Annotated in this window: 13 protein-coding genes; 9 read left to right on the plus strand and 4 right to left on the minus strand. The window is 69.0% G+C overall.

Translation table 11 applies throughout. The annotated features are described in order from the left end of the window. Positions 1-21: 21 nt before the first annotated feature. Positions 22-768 carry a phytanoyl-CoA dioxygenase family protein gene (locus tag ACX114_RS21000; RefSeq protein ID WP_459287142.1) on the plus strand — a complete coding sequence of 249 codons (747 nt, stop codon included), beginning with the start codon at positions 22-24 and terminating at the stop codon, positions 766-768. A 40-nt stretch (positions 769-808) separates the two neighbouring features. After that, positions 809-2,959 (plus strand): hypothetical protein, encoded by a 2,151-nt coding sequence (locus tag ACX114_RS21005; RefSeq protein WP_459287144.1) that lies wholly within the window; start codon positions 809-811, stop codon positions 2,957-2,959. 85 nt (positions 2,960-3,044) lie between these two features. On the opposite strand, the gene ACX114_RS21010 is transcribed toward ACX114_RS21005, so the two are convergent. The 3 genes from ACX114_RS21010 to ACX114_RS21020 form a co-directional block, all read right to left on the minus strand. After that, positions 3,045-3,800 carry a hypothetical protein gene (locus ACX114_RS21010; protein WP_459287146.1) on the minus strand — a complete coding sequence of 252 codons (756 nt, stop codon included), beginning with the start codon at positions 3,798-3,800 and terminating at the stop codon, positions 3,045-3,047. Positions 3,801-3,960: 160 nt separating this feature from the next. After that, on the minus strand, positions 3,961-6,975 hold the full coding sequence (locus ACX114_RS21015) for an error-prone DNA polymerase (RefSeq protein ID WP_459287148.1): 3,015 nt from the start codon (positions 6,973-6,975) through the stop codon (positions 3,961-3,963). A 91-nt stretch (positions 6,976-7,066) separates the two neighbouring features. Further along, positions 7,067-7,384 carry a hypothetical protein gene (locus ACX114_RS21020; protein ID WP_459287150.1) on the minus strand — a complete coding sequence of 106 codons (318 nt, stop codon included), beginning with the start codon at positions 7,382-7,384 and terminating at the stop codon, positions 7,067-7,069. A 186-nt stretch (positions 7,385-7,570) separates the two neighbouring features. Here ACX114_RS21020 and ACX114_RS21025 point away from each other — a divergent pair, with 186 nt between their 5' ends. From ACX114_RS21025 to ACX114_RS21035, 3 genes are all read left to right on the plus strand, one after another. Then, positions 7,571-7,858, plus strand: a complete 288-nt coding sequence (locus ACX114_RS21025; protein ID WP_459287152.1) for a hypothetical protein — start codon at positions 7,571-7,573, stop codon at positions 7,856-7,858. Positions 7,859-8,014: 156 nt separating this feature from the next. Then, positions 8,015-8,308: a hypothetical protein gene (locus ACX114_RS21030; RefSeq protein ID WP_459287154.1), complete on the plus strand. Its 294-nt coding sequence runs from the start codon at positions 8,015-8,017 to the stop codon at positions 8,306-8,308. Between the two features lie 99 nt (positions 8,309-8,407). Continuing rightward, complete coding sequence (locus ACX114_RS21035; protein WP_459287156.1) at positions 8,408-8,683, plus strand: hypothetical protein; 276 nt, start codon at positions 8,408-8,410, stop codon at positions 8,681-8,683. On the opposite strand, the gene ACX114_RS21040 is transcribed toward ACX114_RS21035, so the two are convergent. Next, positions 8,680-9,525, minus strand: a complete 846-nt coding sequence (locus ACX114_RS21040; protein WP_459287157.1) for an alpha/beta fold hydrolase — start codon at positions 9,523-9,525, stop codon at positions 8,680-8,682. The two genes, ACX114_RS21035 and ACX114_RS21040, sit on opposite strands and share 4 nt — an antisense overlap. Before the next feature lie 126 nt (positions 9,526-9,651). On the opposite strand from ACX114_RS21040, the gene ACX114_RS21045 reads away from it, so the two are divergent. The 4 genes from ACX114_RS21045 to ACX114_RS21060 all read left to right on the plus strand — a co-directional run bounded on the left by ACX114_RS21045 (position 9,652) and on the right by ACX114_RS21060 (position 16,042). Next, positions 9,652-10,155, plus strand: coding sequence for an NfeD family protein (locus ACX114_RS21045; protein ID WP_459287159.1), 504 nt, complete (start codon positions 9,652-9,654; stop codon positions 10,153-10,155). Then, positions 10,146-11,234, plus strand: a complete 1,089-nt coding sequence (locus ACX114_RS21050) for an SPFH domain-containing protein (protein ID WP_459287161.1) — start codon at positions 10,146-10,148, stop codon at positions 11,232-11,234. The genes ACX114_RS21045 and ACX114_RS21050 overlap by 10 nt, the downstream gene beginning before the upstream one ends. A gap of 271 nt (positions 11,235-11,505) precedes the next feature. Then, entirely contained in the window at positions 11,506-13,011 is a 1,506-nt protein-coding gene (locus ACX114_RS21055) for an ATP-binding cassette domain-containing protein (protein ID WP_459287163.1), read from the plus strand. 133 nt (positions 13,012-13,144) lie between these two features. Beyond that, on the plus strand, positions 13,145-16,042 hold the full coding sequence (locus tag ACX114_RS21060; protein ID WP_459287165.1) for a CARDB domain-containing protein: 2,898 nt from the start codon (positions 13,145-13,147) through the stop codon (positions 16,040-16,042). The last annotated feature ends 103 nt before the right edge of the window (positions 16,043-16,145 follow it).

The following is a 16,145-nucleotide window of genomic DNA, read 5'->3' on the forward strand; positions in this document are numbered from 1 at the left end:
GCCCGTTAAGAAGCGGGCGCCATGTCCGTCCTGAGCCCCGAGCAGTGCCAGCGCTTCGCCACCGATGGGTATCTCGTCCTGCCGTCCTTCGTGGAGGGCGGGACGTGTGAGCGGATGCGGGCCGTCATCCTGGAGCAGCTCGCCTCCGGTGACGGCCCGGTGGAGTACGAAGCCGACGTGGCCTATCCGGGCTCACCGGCGAGCATCGACGCCGAGGGCGGGCGGACAGTGCGGCGGTTGCTGAAGGCGCATGGGCGTTCGTCCCTCTTCGCGGCGTGGTTCGACGACGCGCGGATGAGGGATGCGCTGGGGCAGCTGCTGGACGGGCCGGTGGTGCAGGCGCGGGCGCACCACAACTGCGTGATGACGAAGCAGCCGAGCTTCTCGTCGGACACGGGGTGGCACCAGGACGTGAGGTATTGGGCCTTCACGCGGCCGGAGCTCATCTCCACTTGGTTGGCATTGGGCGCGGAGACGCCGGAGAACGGCGGCCTGAAGGTATTGCCCGGCACGCACCGGATGCAGTTCGCGCCGGAGCGCTACGACGCGAAGCTGTTCCTGCGGCCGGATCTGCCGGAGAACGCGGCGCTCATTGAAAGCGCGCGATACGTGAGGCTGTCCCCCGGGGATGTGCTGCTCTTCCACGCGCGGCTGTTCCACGCGGCGAGCCGGAACCACATGGCGGACACGAAGTACTCCGTGGTGGCCACGTACCGGCGGACGGACAACCCTGCCATTCCGGGTTCGCGCTCGGAGCTGGCGGGCTGACGTCTATCTTTTGATAGATGTTTGAAATAAGAGGCCGGCAATGCCAACACCCCTGCCGGATCCTCTCGTTGTCTTCCGCCAATTGCTTTGCACCCTGCCCCTGGTCCTTGCGTCCGGGTGCGTTTCCCAACCCGATCCCGCGTCCGATGGCGGCACCGACAGCCGCGTCGTGGTCGCCATGGAGGAGCCGGAGATCCCCAACGAGCCGGGCTTCCCGGGTGGCGACGGGGGAATCTTCGATGCGGGCGCCTTCATCGACCCGGACACCCTGCCGGGTGTGATGTGCGCCCGCGTCTACAACAGCAATGGCTGGTATGAGGGCTCGTTCTGCGCTCCCGGCCAGATGGGAATGGCTTGCCGGGGCGACTCGAGCATCCTCTGCGTCGATGACAACTCGGTGGTCACCACCACGGGGCCCCGGAGCATCTGGTATCAGAAGGCCATCGACTGGGCGAAGCAGAACGGCTACCCGAAGGTCGTGCTCGATCCGGGCGTCATCACCGTCACGGATCAGACCAAGATCCCGGCCCCGAACTATCCCATCTCTGGCCCCTTTAGCCACGGCGTGGGTCTCCATGTCCCCAGTGGCATCCACCTGGAGGGCTCGCAGCAGTACGACACGGCCCCCACCGTCATCAACGTTCCGAGCGCCGTGAAGCTCGAGGCCCTGGTCCTGGTGGATGACGACCCCAACCTTCCCGCGGCTCAACAACTGGCGAATGTCAGCGTTTCATACCTCACCCTGTCGGGCACGAACCGGATCGGGTACAGCCGGGCCCAGGACTGCCCGTCCCGAGGGCACACGCTCAACTCCATCCTCGACCTGGATGGGCACGAGCCCACGGCGGCGACGCCGCCCGTGAACTTCCTCAACGACAACCGGTTGCCGACCGTGGGGGTGCGTGTCCAGCAGTCCAACAACACCACGGGCGCACCCATCAACCTGCACCACTTGAAGATCGCCCACGTGGGCGGGGCCATTTCGTTTGGCTTCAACACCGTCTACATCAAGGAGGACCCTCAATGTCAGACGGTCCCTGGACTGAAGCTCACCCTGACGCCGAAGCCGCCGGAAGGGTGCCCCACCGGTCCCGGCCTCTTCGAGAAGAACATGCTCTTCAGCAAGAATGCGAAGTACTGCCGTCCGGGGATCTGCAACGCCGATGGTACCTCCGCGCCTGCTGACGTCGACGGGGGATGCCCAGAGCCGAGCCCTTTCAAGGGAGGCGACGCAGGCACCGATGACAAGCTGGACAGCGGACTCCCACGGCCCGAGGACGCCTACTGCGTGAGCGTGGCGCCGACGACGGAGTGGGGCACGCCGAGCTACTGCGCGGTCCATCCGTACGAGTTCCTGGGCAATCCCAACGCGCGCTCGCAGGTCCACCACAACTCCATCTGCGACGTGAAGGTGGCGATCAACGTGGTGGGCGGTCACACGGACGTCTTCAAGAACGTCGCGATCCGCAAGCCCACCGCGGCGGAGAACTTCTTCGGGATGAGCACCGACGGACACCTGCCCTATTCGCAGTCCACGACCTACACGGAGAACTTCGTGTCGGGCTTCAAGCTGGGCTTCCTGACGGACGGCAGCCAGTATGCCCACGCGGATGACTGCACCTTCCAGCGGTTGGTGGGCTACCACCCCGCGGAGCTCCAGAGCTTCCAGCACGTGCTGGACCTGCGGCAGCACATGTTCGACGCGGCGCAGTCCTACTTCGCCCAGACGGATCCGCTGCGCGGCTTCATCGACCACCTCTACGTCCGGGACAACCGCTTCTACAAGAACGAGCTGGGTATGACGCTGTACCGGGTCAACTGGGGCTTCGTGGGGTTCAACATCTTCGACTCCCAGGGCGCTCCGGCTGGAGGGGACATGGGCGTGGTGGTGTCCAACACCCTCAACAGCTGGATCTACGGCAACCAGCTGAACAAATTCCGCCACGCCATCGACATCTCCGGGTCGCCCGGACATCAGTCCACGCTCGGCGCCTGCTACAACGGCATCCACACGTACTGCAGCGACTATGGCTGTCCGGTGTGGGGCTCCTATCCCAACACCTTCTCGGGGAGCGGCACGGAGACCGACGGTGGCACGGTCTGCAACGTCGCCTACCATGCGGGCTACTGCGGCGACCCCGCGACCCCTCCGCTCCCGACAGATGCGGGGGTGCATTGCTTCGCGTACTGAAGTCCTGACGTCACACGACACGGGCGCTCCCGGGTTCTTCCCGGGAGCGCCCGTGGTCCTTCAAAGCTTGAAGCGTCTGGCCGGACTACTTGGCGGCCTGCGCGAGGGCGTCTTCCACGTAGCGGATGCCCTTGGCGGTGATGGCCTTGCCCTTCTTGGTGTCCTGGGCGTAGCCGGCGTGCAGGCGCAGCGCCTTGGCGGCGTTCGGCGCGGCGTAGGTCACGCCCAGCCCGCTCCAGAAGCGCGACGTCGTTCCGGACGTCACCTCCACGTCCAGCGACTTCGCCAGGTACAGCGGGATCAGCGAGCGCAGGAGCTGGTCCTTCTCCTTGCCCGCGGAGACCAGGTCCTTCTGGCGGGCGTGGCCTCGCAGCGCGGTCTCCAGCACCGACACCGCGTCCTCGCTCGCGGCTCCGGACGTGGCCGCCTTCTTCGCGGCCGGGGCCTTCTTCGCCGCGCTCTTCTTCTTCGCGGGCGCCGCCTTCTTCGCGGCCGGGGCCTTCTTCGCCGCGGTCTTCTTGCTCGCGGCCTTCTTCGCCTTGGGCGCCGTCTTGCGGCGGGCGGCGGGCGCCAGCTCCATGCGGCCCTCGAACGGCACCTCCACCACCGTCGCGTCCACCTGGCGATCCGGAATCGCGTTGCGCAGGGACTCGATCACCTCATGCACGGACGCGCGCGGGGCCTCGGAGTGCACCGGACGGGAGACGCGGGTCGCAGCAGGCTCGCGCACGGGCGGCTTGCCCTGCGCGTAGTACCGCACCCAATCGCTCGCCTCCTCCACCACTTCAGACAGGCCCACGCGATCGAGCAGCGACCCCAACCACCGAAGACTGTTGCGCACTGAGTACCCTCCCGTTCTGATCCACGCTACTACACTCCAGACAGAAGCAACCTATATCGCCAGCAATACGGGTTGTTCCATGCCCCCGTGGGTCTTCCCGCCCCCTCACCCACGGATCACGGGAACAGACGTGCAGATGTAGCGCCGTGTTCCTCGCGTCTCACTGCCGCACGGACACCACGCTGCGCGTCTTCACGTTCGTCACCTTCCCCGAGCGCTCCAGCATCCCCTCCCCCACGAGGAACAGCGCGCCGTGGATCTCCTGCCTGCACCGCGCGTACACCTCCGAGGGCACCACCAGGTTGGCGATCCCCGTCTCGTCCTCCAGCGAGATGAAGCAGATCCCCTTCGCCGTGGGCGGCATCTGCCGGCAGATCATCATCCCCCCCACCTTCACCGGCCGCCCCGCCGACACCCGCTTCAACCCCTCGGCCGTCACCGCCCCCATCCGCTTCAACGTGGGCCGGAGCAGCTCCATGGGGTGCTTCTCCAGCGACAAGCCCACCGTGTCGTAATCCGCCACCACCCGCTCCTGGACGCCCATGGGCGGCAATCGCACCGCCGTGCCATCCATGGGCATGCCGAAGAACAGATCGTCCGCGTCCAGCGGTCCCAGCGCCTGGATCTCCCACAGCGCCTGCCTCCGCGCCCCGCACAGCGACGCCAGCGCCCCCGACAACGCCAACCGCGTCAGTTCATGCCGGGGGATGCGCGCCCGCCGCGCCAGGTCCCCCACGCTCGTGTAGTCCCCCCGCCTCGCGGTCTCCACCGCCCGGCCCGAGGACTCGCCCAGCCCCCGCACCATCTTCAGCCCCAGCCGCACCGCCCCGTCCTCCAACGTGCAGTCCCAGCTCGAGCGGCGCACGTCCACCGGCCGCACCTCCACGCCGTGCCGCTGCACGTCCGCCACCAGCGTGTGCGGCGCGTAGAACCCCATGGGCTGTGAGTTGAGCAGCGCCGCGGTGAAGGCCGCCGGGTAGTGGCACTTCAGCCAGCTGGACGCATAGGCAATCAACGCGAAGCTCGCGGAGTGGCTCTCCGGGAACCCGTAGTGCGCGAACCCCCGGAAGTGGTCGAACCACTCCTCCGCTTGCTGGCGCGTGTAGCCCTTCGCCTCGCAGCCCTCCAAGAAGCGGCCCCGGTACGGGAGGATGCGCGCCTCCGCCTGCTTGTGGCTCAAGGCCCGCCGCAGGCCGTCCGCCTCTCCCGCGCTGAAGCCCGCCGCCACCATCGCGAGCCGCATCGCCTGCTCCTGGAAGAGCGGCACGCCCAGCGTCTTCTGGAGGATGCCCCGCACCTCGTCGCTCGGGTACGTCACCGGCTCCTGGCCGTGCCGCCTGCGCAGATACGGGTGCACCATGTTGCCCACGATGGGCCCCGGCCGGATGAGGGCGATCTGCACCACCAGGTCGTAGAACTCCCGGGGCTGGAGCCTTGGCAGCATGTTCATCTGCGCGCGGCTCTCGATCTGGAACACACCCACCGTGTCCGCGTTGCACAGCATGTCGTAGACCTTCGGGTCCTCCGGCGGCACCGTGGCCAGGGACAGCTCGCGGCCGTAGTGCTTGTGGATCAGGGCGAAGCAGCGCGACAGCGCCGTCAACATGCCCAGCGCCAGCAGGTCCACCTTCAGCAGGCCCACCGCGTTGATGTCGTCCTTCTCCCACTGGATGACCGTGCGCCCCGGCATCGCCGCGTTCTCCACCGGCACCAGGTCCACCAGCGGCTCGCGCGTCATCACGAAGCCGCCCACGTGGATGGACAGGTGCCGGGGCACGCCCTCCAGCTCCTTCGCCACCGACAGCGTCCGCAGCACCCGCCCGTCCGTCGGTGACAGCCCCGCCTCCTGGAGCACGTCCGGCGTCACCTGGAAGCCGTGCGAAGAGGCCACCCGCGACAGCCGGTCCACCTGATCCAACGACAACCCCAGCGACTTGCCCGCCTCGCGCAGCGCGAGCCGCCCCCGGTAGCAGATGACCTCGCACACCATGCCCGCGTGCTGGCGGCCGTGCTTCTCGTAGACGTACTGGAGCACCTCCTCGCGCCGCTCGTGCTCGAAGTCCACGTCGATGTCCGGCGGCTCCTTGCGCTCCATGCTGAGGAAGCGCTCGAACAAGAGCCCCATCCGGACCGGATCAATGGCCGTGATGCCCAGCGCGTAGCAGACCGCCGAGTTCGCCGCGCTGCCCCGCCCCTGGCACAGGATGCCCCGCCCCCGCGCGAACATCACGATGTCCCACAGCGACAGGAAGTACCCCGCGAAGTCCAGCGCCGCGATGAGCCGCAGCTCGTGGTCGATCTGCTTCGTCACCGCGGACGGCACGCCCTCCGGATAGCGCGTGCGCAGGCCCGCCTCCGTGAGCGCTCGCAGGTGTTCATCCGCCGTGCGGCCTTGCGGCAGGTCCTCCTCCGGAAAGCGGTAGTGCAGCGCGTCCAGGGACGCCTCGCAGCGCGACGCCAGCTCCACCGTGCGCGCCAGCGCGTCCGGCCGGTCCGCGAACAGCCGCGCCATGTCCCCGGGGGACTTCAGCGTCCGCTCCGCGTTCGGGAACAGCCGCGTGCCCGCCTGATCCACCGTCACCCCGTGGCGGATGGACGTGAGCACGTCCTGGAGCACCTGCCGGTCGCGGTGGTGCGTGTGCACGTCGTTGTGGACCACCAGCGGCACGCCCAGCGCGCGGGCCAGCGCCTCCGCTCGAGCCTCCCGGGCCGCGTCCCCCGCCGACAGCGAGCGGCTCAGGCCCACGTGGAAGCTCCCGGGGAACGCCTCCGCCAGTGGGGCCACCGCCTCCAGCGGCGCGGGGCCCGGGAGCAGCGCGAGCAGCCCCGACGCATGCTCCGCCACCTTGCGCCAGGGCACGCCCGCCTCGCCCTTGGGGTGCGTCATCCGGCCGTGGGACACCAGCCGGCACAGGTTCGAGTACCCGGCCGCGTCCCGCGCGTACACCACCACCGGAGGGCCGTCCTCCAGCGTCAGCTCCGCGGCGAGGAGCAGCTTCACGCCGTGCTCCTTCGCCGCGAGGTGCGCCTTCACCACGCCGTAGAGCCCGTCCCGATCCGTCAGCGCCAACGCGGACAGCCCCAACCGGGCCGCGGCGGCCACCAGTTCCTCCGGATGGGAGGCGCCGTGCAGGAAGGAGAAGTGGGACCGGCAGACCAGCTCGGCGTAGCTCACGCCTGATCAGGATACTGAGCGGGCGTTCAGGCGCTAGATTGGATCTGCGTTTCACGAGCGGGCGACTTCATGGGTTGTGCCAGGCCCGGCCTCAGTACGGCTCCCTCCGGGGACACGTGGTGACGTTCCAGAAGTTGCGGATGCCCGTCAGCTCACCCCCGTAGGTGTAGTTGTAGGACTCCGTGCTGGAATAAGGGCAGACGCAGCTTTCGAAGCCCACCTGCACCGTGCGCGTGTTGTCGCTCCAGTGAGGTGCGTACCACTGCAAGGTCCCGTTGCAGGGATAGGCCAGTTGGCTCCGCGTCCCGGACTCATCCCGGGCGACGTCCGCCTCTTCCTTCGGCTCCGCGCCGCCACATCCGCTCAGGGCCGCGAGCACCCACAGCATTCCCATGACACGCATCCGCATGCATCCCTCCAGGGCTGGACTCTTCCCGCAAGACAGCCACGCAAAGCCAGCCGCGAACAATGGCAACTCAAACTCGACTGTCCTCCATTGGTCACTCACCCCGTTCCCGGGTTTGAGTTGCGATTGTGACCTGACTGAGCATGGCGGGGCCGTTCGCGAAAGCCCTTGGCTCCCCTGGAGGTACTCATGAAGAGGTCCCTGAAGTCGCTGCGTGCAGGCATCGCCTTTCTCGCCCTGGCGCCCCTGACGGCCGGAGCGCTGCCCCAGGACTGTGGCGATGCCTGCAATCCATCTTCCGGCTGCAGCAAGCTCTGTGTGATTGGTGCCAGGACCATCATCACCTGCGGTGAGTACGGCGTCTGTGGGATCCCGGTAGCGCCGTCCGAGCCTCAGGCCTCCGTGCAGCCCGCGCCCGTGCAGTCCGATGACGCGGAAGCCGTCTGCCGCGCTCCCGCGGATCAGGCCCAGGGCTGATCTCCGTCGCACCCCCCGCTCCTGGATCGGTGTCCCCACCGACTCCAGGAGTGGGGTTTGATCTGTCATTGGGTTCCGGGCGAACATGCGCCGGGCTGTCTTCGTCTCACCGACAGCCTTCAGCCGCCGTGGTGCCACTCCACCCCGAGGTACGCCATGAACCTGATCCGCCGCTCCCTGCTCCTGATCCCTGCCCTGCTCCTCGCACCGTTGTCCGCCAACGCGTATCCCCCGTACTGTGACTACAAGTGCACGTCCGGGACGACGTGCAGCACCGTGTGCTGGGACACCGACGGTTCCTTCATCACGTGCGGAGAGGCTGGCCTCTGCGACGGCATGGTGGCGCAGCCTTCCGAGCCGCGGTCCTCCGTGCAGCCCGAGCCCACCCAGCTCGAGACCGACGATGCGGAGTTCGTCTGCCGCGCTCCCGTCGAGCAGGCCCAGAGCTGATCTCCGTTGCGCTCCCTGCCCCTGGAGCGGTGTCCCACCGACTCCAGGAGCGGGGTTTGATTTGTCATTGGTGATGCCACCCATTCCCCGAGGTGCCTCATGACGCTGCTCCGCCGATCCCTGCTCCTGGTCCCCGTTCTCCTCGCGCCGCTGACCGCCAGCGCACGTCCGCCGGATTGCACCAACGACTACTGTGAGCGGGTGCTGTGCTCCGAGGCGTGTCTGGATGCCGGCCACATCATCACGTGTGGCGAGTACGGCGTCTGCATCCCGTCGGTCGCCCCGTCCGAGCCGCAGGCCTCCGTGCAGACCTCGCCCGAGTCCTCCGACGAGGCTTCGGACCTGGTCTGCCGCGCGCCCGAGGCCCGGGGCTAGCTCACCGCCGTCATCGGTTCTTCCTGGAGCGAGGTGCGCTCCACCTCCTCCAGGAAGTCCCCCAGCGCGACGTTGACCGCCTGGGGCTGCTCCAGGATGCACATGTGCCCGCCGCAGCTCAGCCGCTTGAGCCGCGCGCCCCGGATGCGCTGGTGCAGCCGCTCCGCCACCGCCGGCACCGTCACCGCGTCCTCGTCTCCCACCAGCACCAGCGTCGGCGTCTCGATGCGGTGCAGCTCCCCCTCCACGCTGCGGCGGTGGATGACGCCCTGCATCGCGCGCCACACCGCGCGCGGGTTCGCCACCAGCTGCCGGCGCAACAACGCCCGCTCCGCGGCCCGCTCCGGATCCCGCATGAACGTGCGCCCGAAGTAGAGCGACATGATCCGGTCCACCACCGGCCTCAAGCCCATCCAGTGCGTGAGCGTCGTCAGCACCCGGTAGCGCGCCAGCGTCAGCGGCAGCTCCGCCGCGGCGGACGAGTCCAACAGCGCCAGTGAGCGCAGGAGCTCCGGGTGCCTCGCGGCCAGCCGCAGGCCCACGAAGCCCCCCATGGACTGGCCCACGAAGTGGCATGGCGCCAGCCCCAGCGCCTGGATGAACGCCACCGCGTCCTCGTACACGGTGCGCAGGTCGATGACCGAGTCGCCAGGCGGGGGCTCGCTCAACCCCTGGCCCCGGTGGTCGTACACGATGCAGCGATAGTGTCCCTTCAGGGCCTCCACCTGCCGGTGGAACAGACGGGAGTCCCAGAGCAGCCCGTGGCTGAAAAGCACCGGCTCCCCGCTTCCCCCCGTGTCCTCGTAGTACAGTCGTGCACCACGGATGGACAGGTATGGCATCCGCTTTTCCCCCGGCTCGGACCTCCTTAGGTCCTTGCCCGGAACCCACCCTCCGTTTTGATTGATTCCGGATGCCTGGCTGCCCGGTTTGACAGGGGGCCGAAGCCGCTGCCAAACAAGGACCCCATGGACACCACTGCCTGGCAGCTCTGGTTGATCGCCGCCATCGTCCTGGGCGCGCTGGAGATCAAGCTCTCCGGCTTCGTGACGCTCTGGCTCGCCGTGGGCGCGCTGATGGCATCCCTGATGGCCGGGGCGGGCCTGGGCCTCAACAGCCAGCTCCTCGTCTTCACCCTGGTGTCCGCCGCCCTCTTCGGCGCGTCCCGCACCATCTTCAAGAACATTTTCATGCGGGACGCCGTGCACTTGAAGACGGGCGTGGAGGCGATGGTGGGCCAGGAGGCCGTGGTGACGGAGGCGCTGGCGGACGGACACGGGGGCACCGTGCGCATCAACGGCGAGCTGTGGATGGCGCGCTCCCTGTCCGGGCCCTTGCCCGAGGGCGAGCGCGTCACCGTGGAGCAGATCGAAGGCCTCAAGTTGTGGGTTCGACGCCCGTCGGCGTCCAACGAAGTCGCGCTGCAACAACCGGCGCGTCGCAAGAAGAAGGAGAACGAAGGATGGGACTGACGATTGTTCTGCTGTTCCTCGCCGCCGCCGTCGTGTTCGGCATCGTCACCGGTGTGCGCATCGTTCCCCAGGCCAAGGTGATGGTCGTGGAGCGGCTGGGGAAGTTCCACCGCGTGGCCTCCAGCGGCCTCAACATCCTCATCCCCTTCATGGACAGCCCGCGCGCCATGGAGATGCGCGCCGGAAACCGCTTCACGCGCAACACCCTGGTCGACCTGCGCGAGCAGGTCATGGGCTTCGAGACCGTCCAGGTCATCACCCATGACAACGTCAACATGGAGGTGGGCTCGGTCATCTACTACCAGATCGTCGACCCCAGCCGGGCGCTCTACCAGGTGGAGAACCTGGCGCTCGCCATCGAGCAGCTCACCATGACGAACCTGCGCAACGTCATGGGCGGCCTCACGCTGGATCAGACGTTGACCAGCCGCGAGACGGTCAACACCAAGCTGCGCATGGTGCTGGACGAGGCCACGGAGAAGTGGGGCGTGAAGGTGACGCGCGTGGAGCTGCGCGAGATCGAACCGCCCCAGGCCATCAAGTCCGCCATGGCCAAGCAGATGACCGCCGAGCGCGAGCGCCGCGCGGAGGTCACCAAGGCCGAGGGTGACAAGGCCGCCGCCATCCTCCAGGCCGAAGGCGAGAAGATCTCCCGCATCCTGCGCGCGGAGGCCGAGCGCGACGCGGAGATCGCCCGCGCGGAGGGCCACAAGCGCGCCGTGATGCTGGAGGCCGAGGGCAAGGCCGAGGCCACCCGCCTCACCTTCGAGGCCATCCACACCGGCCGGGCCACGCCGGAGGTGCTCGCGCTGCGCTACCTGGAGACGCTCCAGGAGCTGGGCAAGGGCGACAACAAGATGTTCGTCCCCTACGAGGCCACCGCCGCGCTGGGCTCCATCGCCACGCTGAAGGAGGTCTTCGCCAAGGACGAGGCCCCGGCCGCCGCGCCCCAGCCCCAGCTTCCGTCCCGCGCCCCGTCGGCCGCCGCGCTGAGCGCCCAGGCCCTGGCCCGCAACGCCGCCGCGAGCGCCACCATCCCGGCCACCCGCCGGGTGCAGCCGCCCCCGTCGGACGAGTAGCGCGGGAATCGTTGTCAGGGCACCGGCGTTTCTTACGTCGGTGCCCGTATCACGGCCGTCCGCCCGGCTCTTGTCATCCGCCCGGGCCGTGCCGCATGCTGCACCTGAAGCACCGGCAGTCCACGTGGGGAGAGGTCAGAGCTCTTCCCCTGAACGAGGTACGCGGAACCTTGAAGCTGTTCGCCTGAAACCCCGGTCCCCAGCAGTCCCCCGCCGCCGCGCGTCCTGACGGACGTGTGCGCTGGCTTCCGGTTTCAGGAGTCGCTTCAACATGCCCTCGTCCTCCTCCGTGCGCGCGCACCGCGTCTGCTTTTCGTTCACCGATGCCATCCCCGTCCTCACCGACGTGGAGTTCCACCTCGCCTCCGGCTGGACGGGCCTCGTCGGCCCCAACGGCGCCGGCAAGTCCACCCTGCTGCGCCTGCTGTCCGGGGAGCTGAAGCCCACGTCCGGGCAGCTCCAGTTCGAGCCGGACTCGCCGCTGGTGTGCCTGTGTCCGCAGGGCGTGGAGGCGCTCACGCCCGACATCACCGCCTTCGCGGACGCCTGGGACGCGCTGGCGCGCAGGCTCCAGGGCCAGCTGGGCCTGGACGTCACCGCGCTGGAGCGCTGGCCCACGCTCTCTCCGGGAGAGCGCAAGCGGTGGCAGGTGGGCGCCGCGCTCGCCCGCGAGCCGGATGTCTTGCTGTTGGATGAGCCCACCAACCACCTGGACGCGGAGGCTCGCACCTGGCTGGTGGCCGCGCTGCGCCGCTTCCGGGGCGTGGGCGTCGTCGTGTCCCATGACCGCGAGCTGCTGGAGACGCTCACCCAGGCCACGCTGCGCGTGCACGGCGGCGAGGCGCACCTGTACCCGGGCGCCTACTCCGCCGCGAAGGGCCACTGGGAGGCGGAGCGCGAGTCGGAGATCGCCGCCCACCAGCAGTCCAAGGCGGAGCGGGACCGGGCCGCGCAGCAACTGGACAGCGCCCGGCGAGAGCACCAGGGCGCCACCCTGTCGCGCAGCACATCGCGGCGGATGCGCAACAAGTACGACAGCGACGCGCGCGGCCTGGGGCCCTCCACGCTGGCGAGCTGGGCCGAGTCCCGCCTGGGTCACCAGGTCACCGTGAAGCGCCGCGAACTGGAGCGCGCCGAGGCCGCGGTGGGCACCTTCACCGTGGACAAGACCGTGGGCCGCTCCGTGTTCGTGGACTACGTGCGCTCGCCCAACCCGTGGATCTTCACGTTCGACACGCCGGGCCTGAAGGCCGGCGACGTGGAGGTGCTGGGCCCCACGCGCCTGGACGTGGACCGCGAGGCGCGCATCCGCATCGAGGGGCCCAACGGCGCCGGCAAGACGACGCTCTTGAAGGCCCTGCTGGAGCAGTCGCGCGTGCCTCGCGAGAAGCTCCTGTACCTGCCCCAGGACCTGGGCGCGGAGGAGACGCGCGCCCTGCTCGACGGGGTGCGCGAGCTGCCCCCGGAGGAGCGCGGCCGGGTGATGTCCCTGGTGGCCGCGCTGGGGGTGGATCCGCACCGGCTGCTCGCGTCCGAACAGCCGTCGCCCGGCGAGGCGCGCAAGCTGGCCATCGCGCGCGGCCTGGGCCAGCACGCCTGGGCCCTGGTGCTGGACGAGCCCACCAACCACCTGGACCTGCCGTCCATCGAACGGCTGGAGGCGGCGCTGCACGACTACCCGGGCGCGCTGCTGCTCGTCACCCACGACGCGCCCTTCGCGCGCTCCTGCACCACCACGCGGTGGCGGGTGGCGAACGGACGTGTGGAGGTGGAGTGAAGACAGACCTGCCCGCGAAATCACGCTGAAACTTGTTTTTCGCGCCGGTGTTTCACTCCCAGGAAAGACGTGCTGGCCCGGTGGATGTCACACCGGGCCTGTATCGTCTTCTCCCCCCATACCAGGAGTCCGTATGTCTCGGCGTACGCCGCCATGGCGGCATTCGTGTCTCTTCATCACGGGCGCGCTCGCGCTCACCGGCTGTTCCAGCGGCTCCACCCCGGAGGAAGCCCCCGCGATAGCGCAGCAGGCCGGTGCGCTCGTCCCCGGTCCGGACCTGCGCATCACGGAGCTGACGGCTCCGGACAACGCGACGCCCGGCCAGTCCATCACCGTCACCGCGAAGGTCTGCAACACCGGGGACCAGCCCGTGTACGCCAGCAACACCCGGCTCCAGGTGTACCTGTCCACCACGCCCACGCAGCAGTTGCCCGGGCCGGGGATGCCGCCCTCGTCCGTCCAGCTCACCCAGGGCCAGACGGACGTGGGGCCGGTGCTCGCGGGCCAGTGCGTCACCCGTTCGCTGGACCTCTCCGTCACTCCGCTCTCCGGGTTCAATGGCAACGCCGCCTACTACCTGGGAGCCGGCGTCGACACGTCCCGGCTGGTGCCGGAGTCGGATGAGACCAACAACCTCTTCGTCCGCGGGCTGATGGGCGTGGGCTCCCGGGCCGACCTGGTCGTCACCCGGGTGGACGCGCCGGCGAACCTGGCGCCGGGCCAGTCCTTCAGCGCCACCGCGACGGTGTGCAACCGGAGCATGACGACCAGCACCAACGTCCCCGTGCAGCTGTACCTGTCCACGGTGAACGGGCTGACGGTGCCGTCGTCGTCCGGCCCGTCCCCCTCCACGCAGTCGATGATTGGCGGCGCGGCCATTGGCAACGTGCCCTCGGGGCAGTGCCGCGAGGTGCCCATCCCTGGCAACGCCCTGATGCCCTCCACGCCGGTGCCGCCGGGCACGCCCCTGTACCTGGGCGCCATCGCGGATCCGCAGGGGCAGTTGCAGGAGCTGCGCGAGGACAACAACACGTTCATCCAGGGGCTGGTGGGCGTGGGCCATGCCGCGGACCTCGTGGTCCGCTCCGTGACGGGGCCCGCGAGCGTGCGCCAGGGCGACCCGTTCCAGGCGGCGGTGACGGTGTGCAACACGGGCTTCCAGTCCGCCTACAACTTCGACGTGAGGGTGGTGCTGTCCACGGTGCCGTCGCTGGCGGCCCCGTCAACGCAGCCCCGTCCTCCGACCGAGTCTCCGGTGGGGAGTGCCTCCGTGCCGGAGCTGCCCGCGGGCCAGTGCACCACCCGCACGGTGCAGGGCCCCGCCTACCGCCCGCCCATGAACATCCATGAGCAGCCCCTGTACCTGGGCGCCATCGCGAACCCGTCCCGCAGCGTGCCGGAGCTGCGCGAGGACAACAACACCCGCGCGGACACGCTGATGGGCGTGGGCCATGCCCCGGACCTCACCGTCGTCTCGCTGGACGTCCCCACGAACGCGCCGTCGTATGGCCCGTTCACCGTGTCCGCGAAGGTCTGCAACGTGGGCACGACGCGCTCCATGGACGTGCCGCTGGAGGTCTACGTCACGAACGAGCCCTCGCTGGTCATCGCGCCGTCGGGTCCGCCGCCCATGTCCGCCATGATGATGGGGTCGGTCCAGGTGCCGGCGCTGGAGCCGCGCGAGTGCGTCACCCGCCAGGTGGAGGGCTATCCCGTCGTGCCCGGCGGGACGGTCATGCCAAATCCGACGCTGTACGTGGGCGCGGTGGTGGATCCGCGCGCGTCTCTCCTGGAGCTGCGCGAGGACAACAACGTGTCCGCCCTGCCCCGCATCGGGCTGGGGTCCGGCCCGGACCTCGTCGTGCGCACGCTGACGGCGCCCGCCAGCCTCAAGCCCGGCACGTCGCTGTGGACGGACGTGAAGGTCTGCAACGAGGGCACCCAGTACGCGCCGCCCACCACGGTGGGCCTCTTCCTGGCCACGACGCCCACGGTGGTGCCGCCCACCCAGAATCCGCCGCCGACGTCCCAGGTGCAGGTGGGCACGGTGGAGGTGTCATCACTCCAGCCGGGCACCTGCGCGCTGTACCCGAAGACGGTGTCCATCTCCGCTCCTCCGCCGGGGACTCCGTCGTCGCAGCCGCTGTACCTGGCGGCCATCGCGGACGTGGGCCAGCAGTGGGTGGAGCTGCGCGAGGACAACAACACCCGCGTCGCCGGCCCGCTCGTCCTGGGCAACGGCCCGGACCTGGTGGTGACGGACGTCACCGGCCCCTCCACCGCCATCCCCTACGGCCCCGTCACGCTGAACGTGACGGTGTGCAACGTGGGAACGGAGACGGCGGGGCCCTTCCAGTTGATGGGCCTCATCGCGATGGAAGAGACGCTGTCCACGCAGTCCCCGTCCCCCGCGCCGTCCGAGTCCGTGGTGGGCGTGGTGTCCCTGTCGTCTCTGCCCGCGGGCCAGTGCGTGACCGGGCCCATCAGCGGCCCCACGCCCCCGCCCTACCTCGCGGACCCCAACAGCCCGCTCTACCTGGGGGCCCGCGTGGACCGCATGCAGCAGGTGACGGAGCTGCGCGAGGACAACAACACCCGCGTGACGTCACGGCTCGTCATGGGCGCCGGCCCGGACCTGGTGGTGCGCTCGGTGACGGCGCCCACGAACCTGCCGCCGTACAGCTCGTTCAACGCGCAGGTGACGGTCTGCAACGAGGGCAACACGTCCATGTACGGCTCCGTGCTGTTGGAGCTGATCATCACCTCGGAGAAGTCCCTCTACGTGCCCGGTCCGGGCCAGCAGGCGTACACCCAGGTGCAGAACTCCGTGGGCGGCATCGCCGTGCACTCGCTCGGCGCGGGCGAGTGCACCACGCTGCCGGTGCAGGGCGGCGTCATGCGTCCGTCCTCGGCCACGACCGGACAATCCCTCTACCTGGGCGCCATCATCGACTCGCAGAACCAGGTGCTGGAGCTGATCGAGGACAACAACGGGCGGACGATGGCCACGCCCATCAGCCAGGTGCAGTAAAGGGATTTCCGCGAGGGGAAGAAATCCCTATCATTTGAGAAGTAATTCGCCGGCCGGAGGCTTTCACGCCTCCGGCCGGCGATTGTCTTTTCTGGCGTTTGAA

Source organism: Corallococcus sp. M7 (assembly GCF_054512695.1).

What these genes read in the sequence shown, in the direction of transcription:
- ACX114_RS21000 (WP_459287142.1), top strand. Translation starts at nt 22, where the DNA reads ATGTCCGTCCTGAGCCCCGAGCAGTGCCAGCGCTTCGCCACCGATGGG.
- ACX114_RS21005 (WP_459287144.1), top strand. Translation starts at nt 809, where the DNA reads ATGCCAACACCCCTGCCGGATCCTCTCGTTGTCTTCCGCCAATTGCTT.
- ACX114_RS21020 (WP_459287150.1), bottom strand. Translation starts at nt 7,384, where the DNA reads ATGCGGATGCGTGTCATGGGAATGCTGTGGGTGCTCGCGGCCCTGAGC.
- ACX114_RS21025 (WP_459287152.1), top strand. Translation starts at nt 7,571, where the DNA reads ATGAAGAGGTCCCTGAAGTCGCTGCGTGCAGGCATCGCCTTTCTCGCC.
- ACX114_RS21030 (WP_459287154.1), top strand. Translation starts at nt 8,015, where the DNA reads ATGAACCTGATCCGCCGCTCCCTGCTCCTGATCCCTGCCCTGCTCCTC.
- ACX114_RS21035 (WP_459287156.1), top strand. Translation starts at nt 8,408, where the DNA reads ATGACGCTGCTCCGCCGATCCCTGCTCCTGGTCCCCGTTCTCCTCGCG.
- ACX114_RS21040 (WP_459287157.1), bottom strand. Translation starts at nt 9,525, where the DNA reads ATGCCATACCTGTCCATCCGTGGTGCACGACTGTACTACGAGGACACG.
- ACX114_RS21045 (WP_459287159.1), top strand. Translation starts at nt 9,652, where the DNA reads ATGGACACCACTGCCTGGCAGCTCTGGTTGATCGCCGCCATCGTCCTG.
- ACX114_RS21050 (WP_459287161.1), top strand. Translation starts at nt 10,146, where the DNA reads ATGGGACTGACGATTGTTCTGCTGTTCCTCGCCGCCGCCGTCGTGTTC.
- ACX114_RS21055 (WP_459287163.1), top strand. Translation starts at nt 11,506, where the DNA reads ATGCCCTCGTCCTCCTCCGTGCGCGCGCACCGCGTCTGCTTTTCGTTC.
- ACX114_RS21060 (WP_459287165.1), top strand. Translation starts at nt 13,145, where the DNA reads ATGTCTCGGCGTACGCCGCCATGGCGGCATTCGTGTCTCTTCATCACG.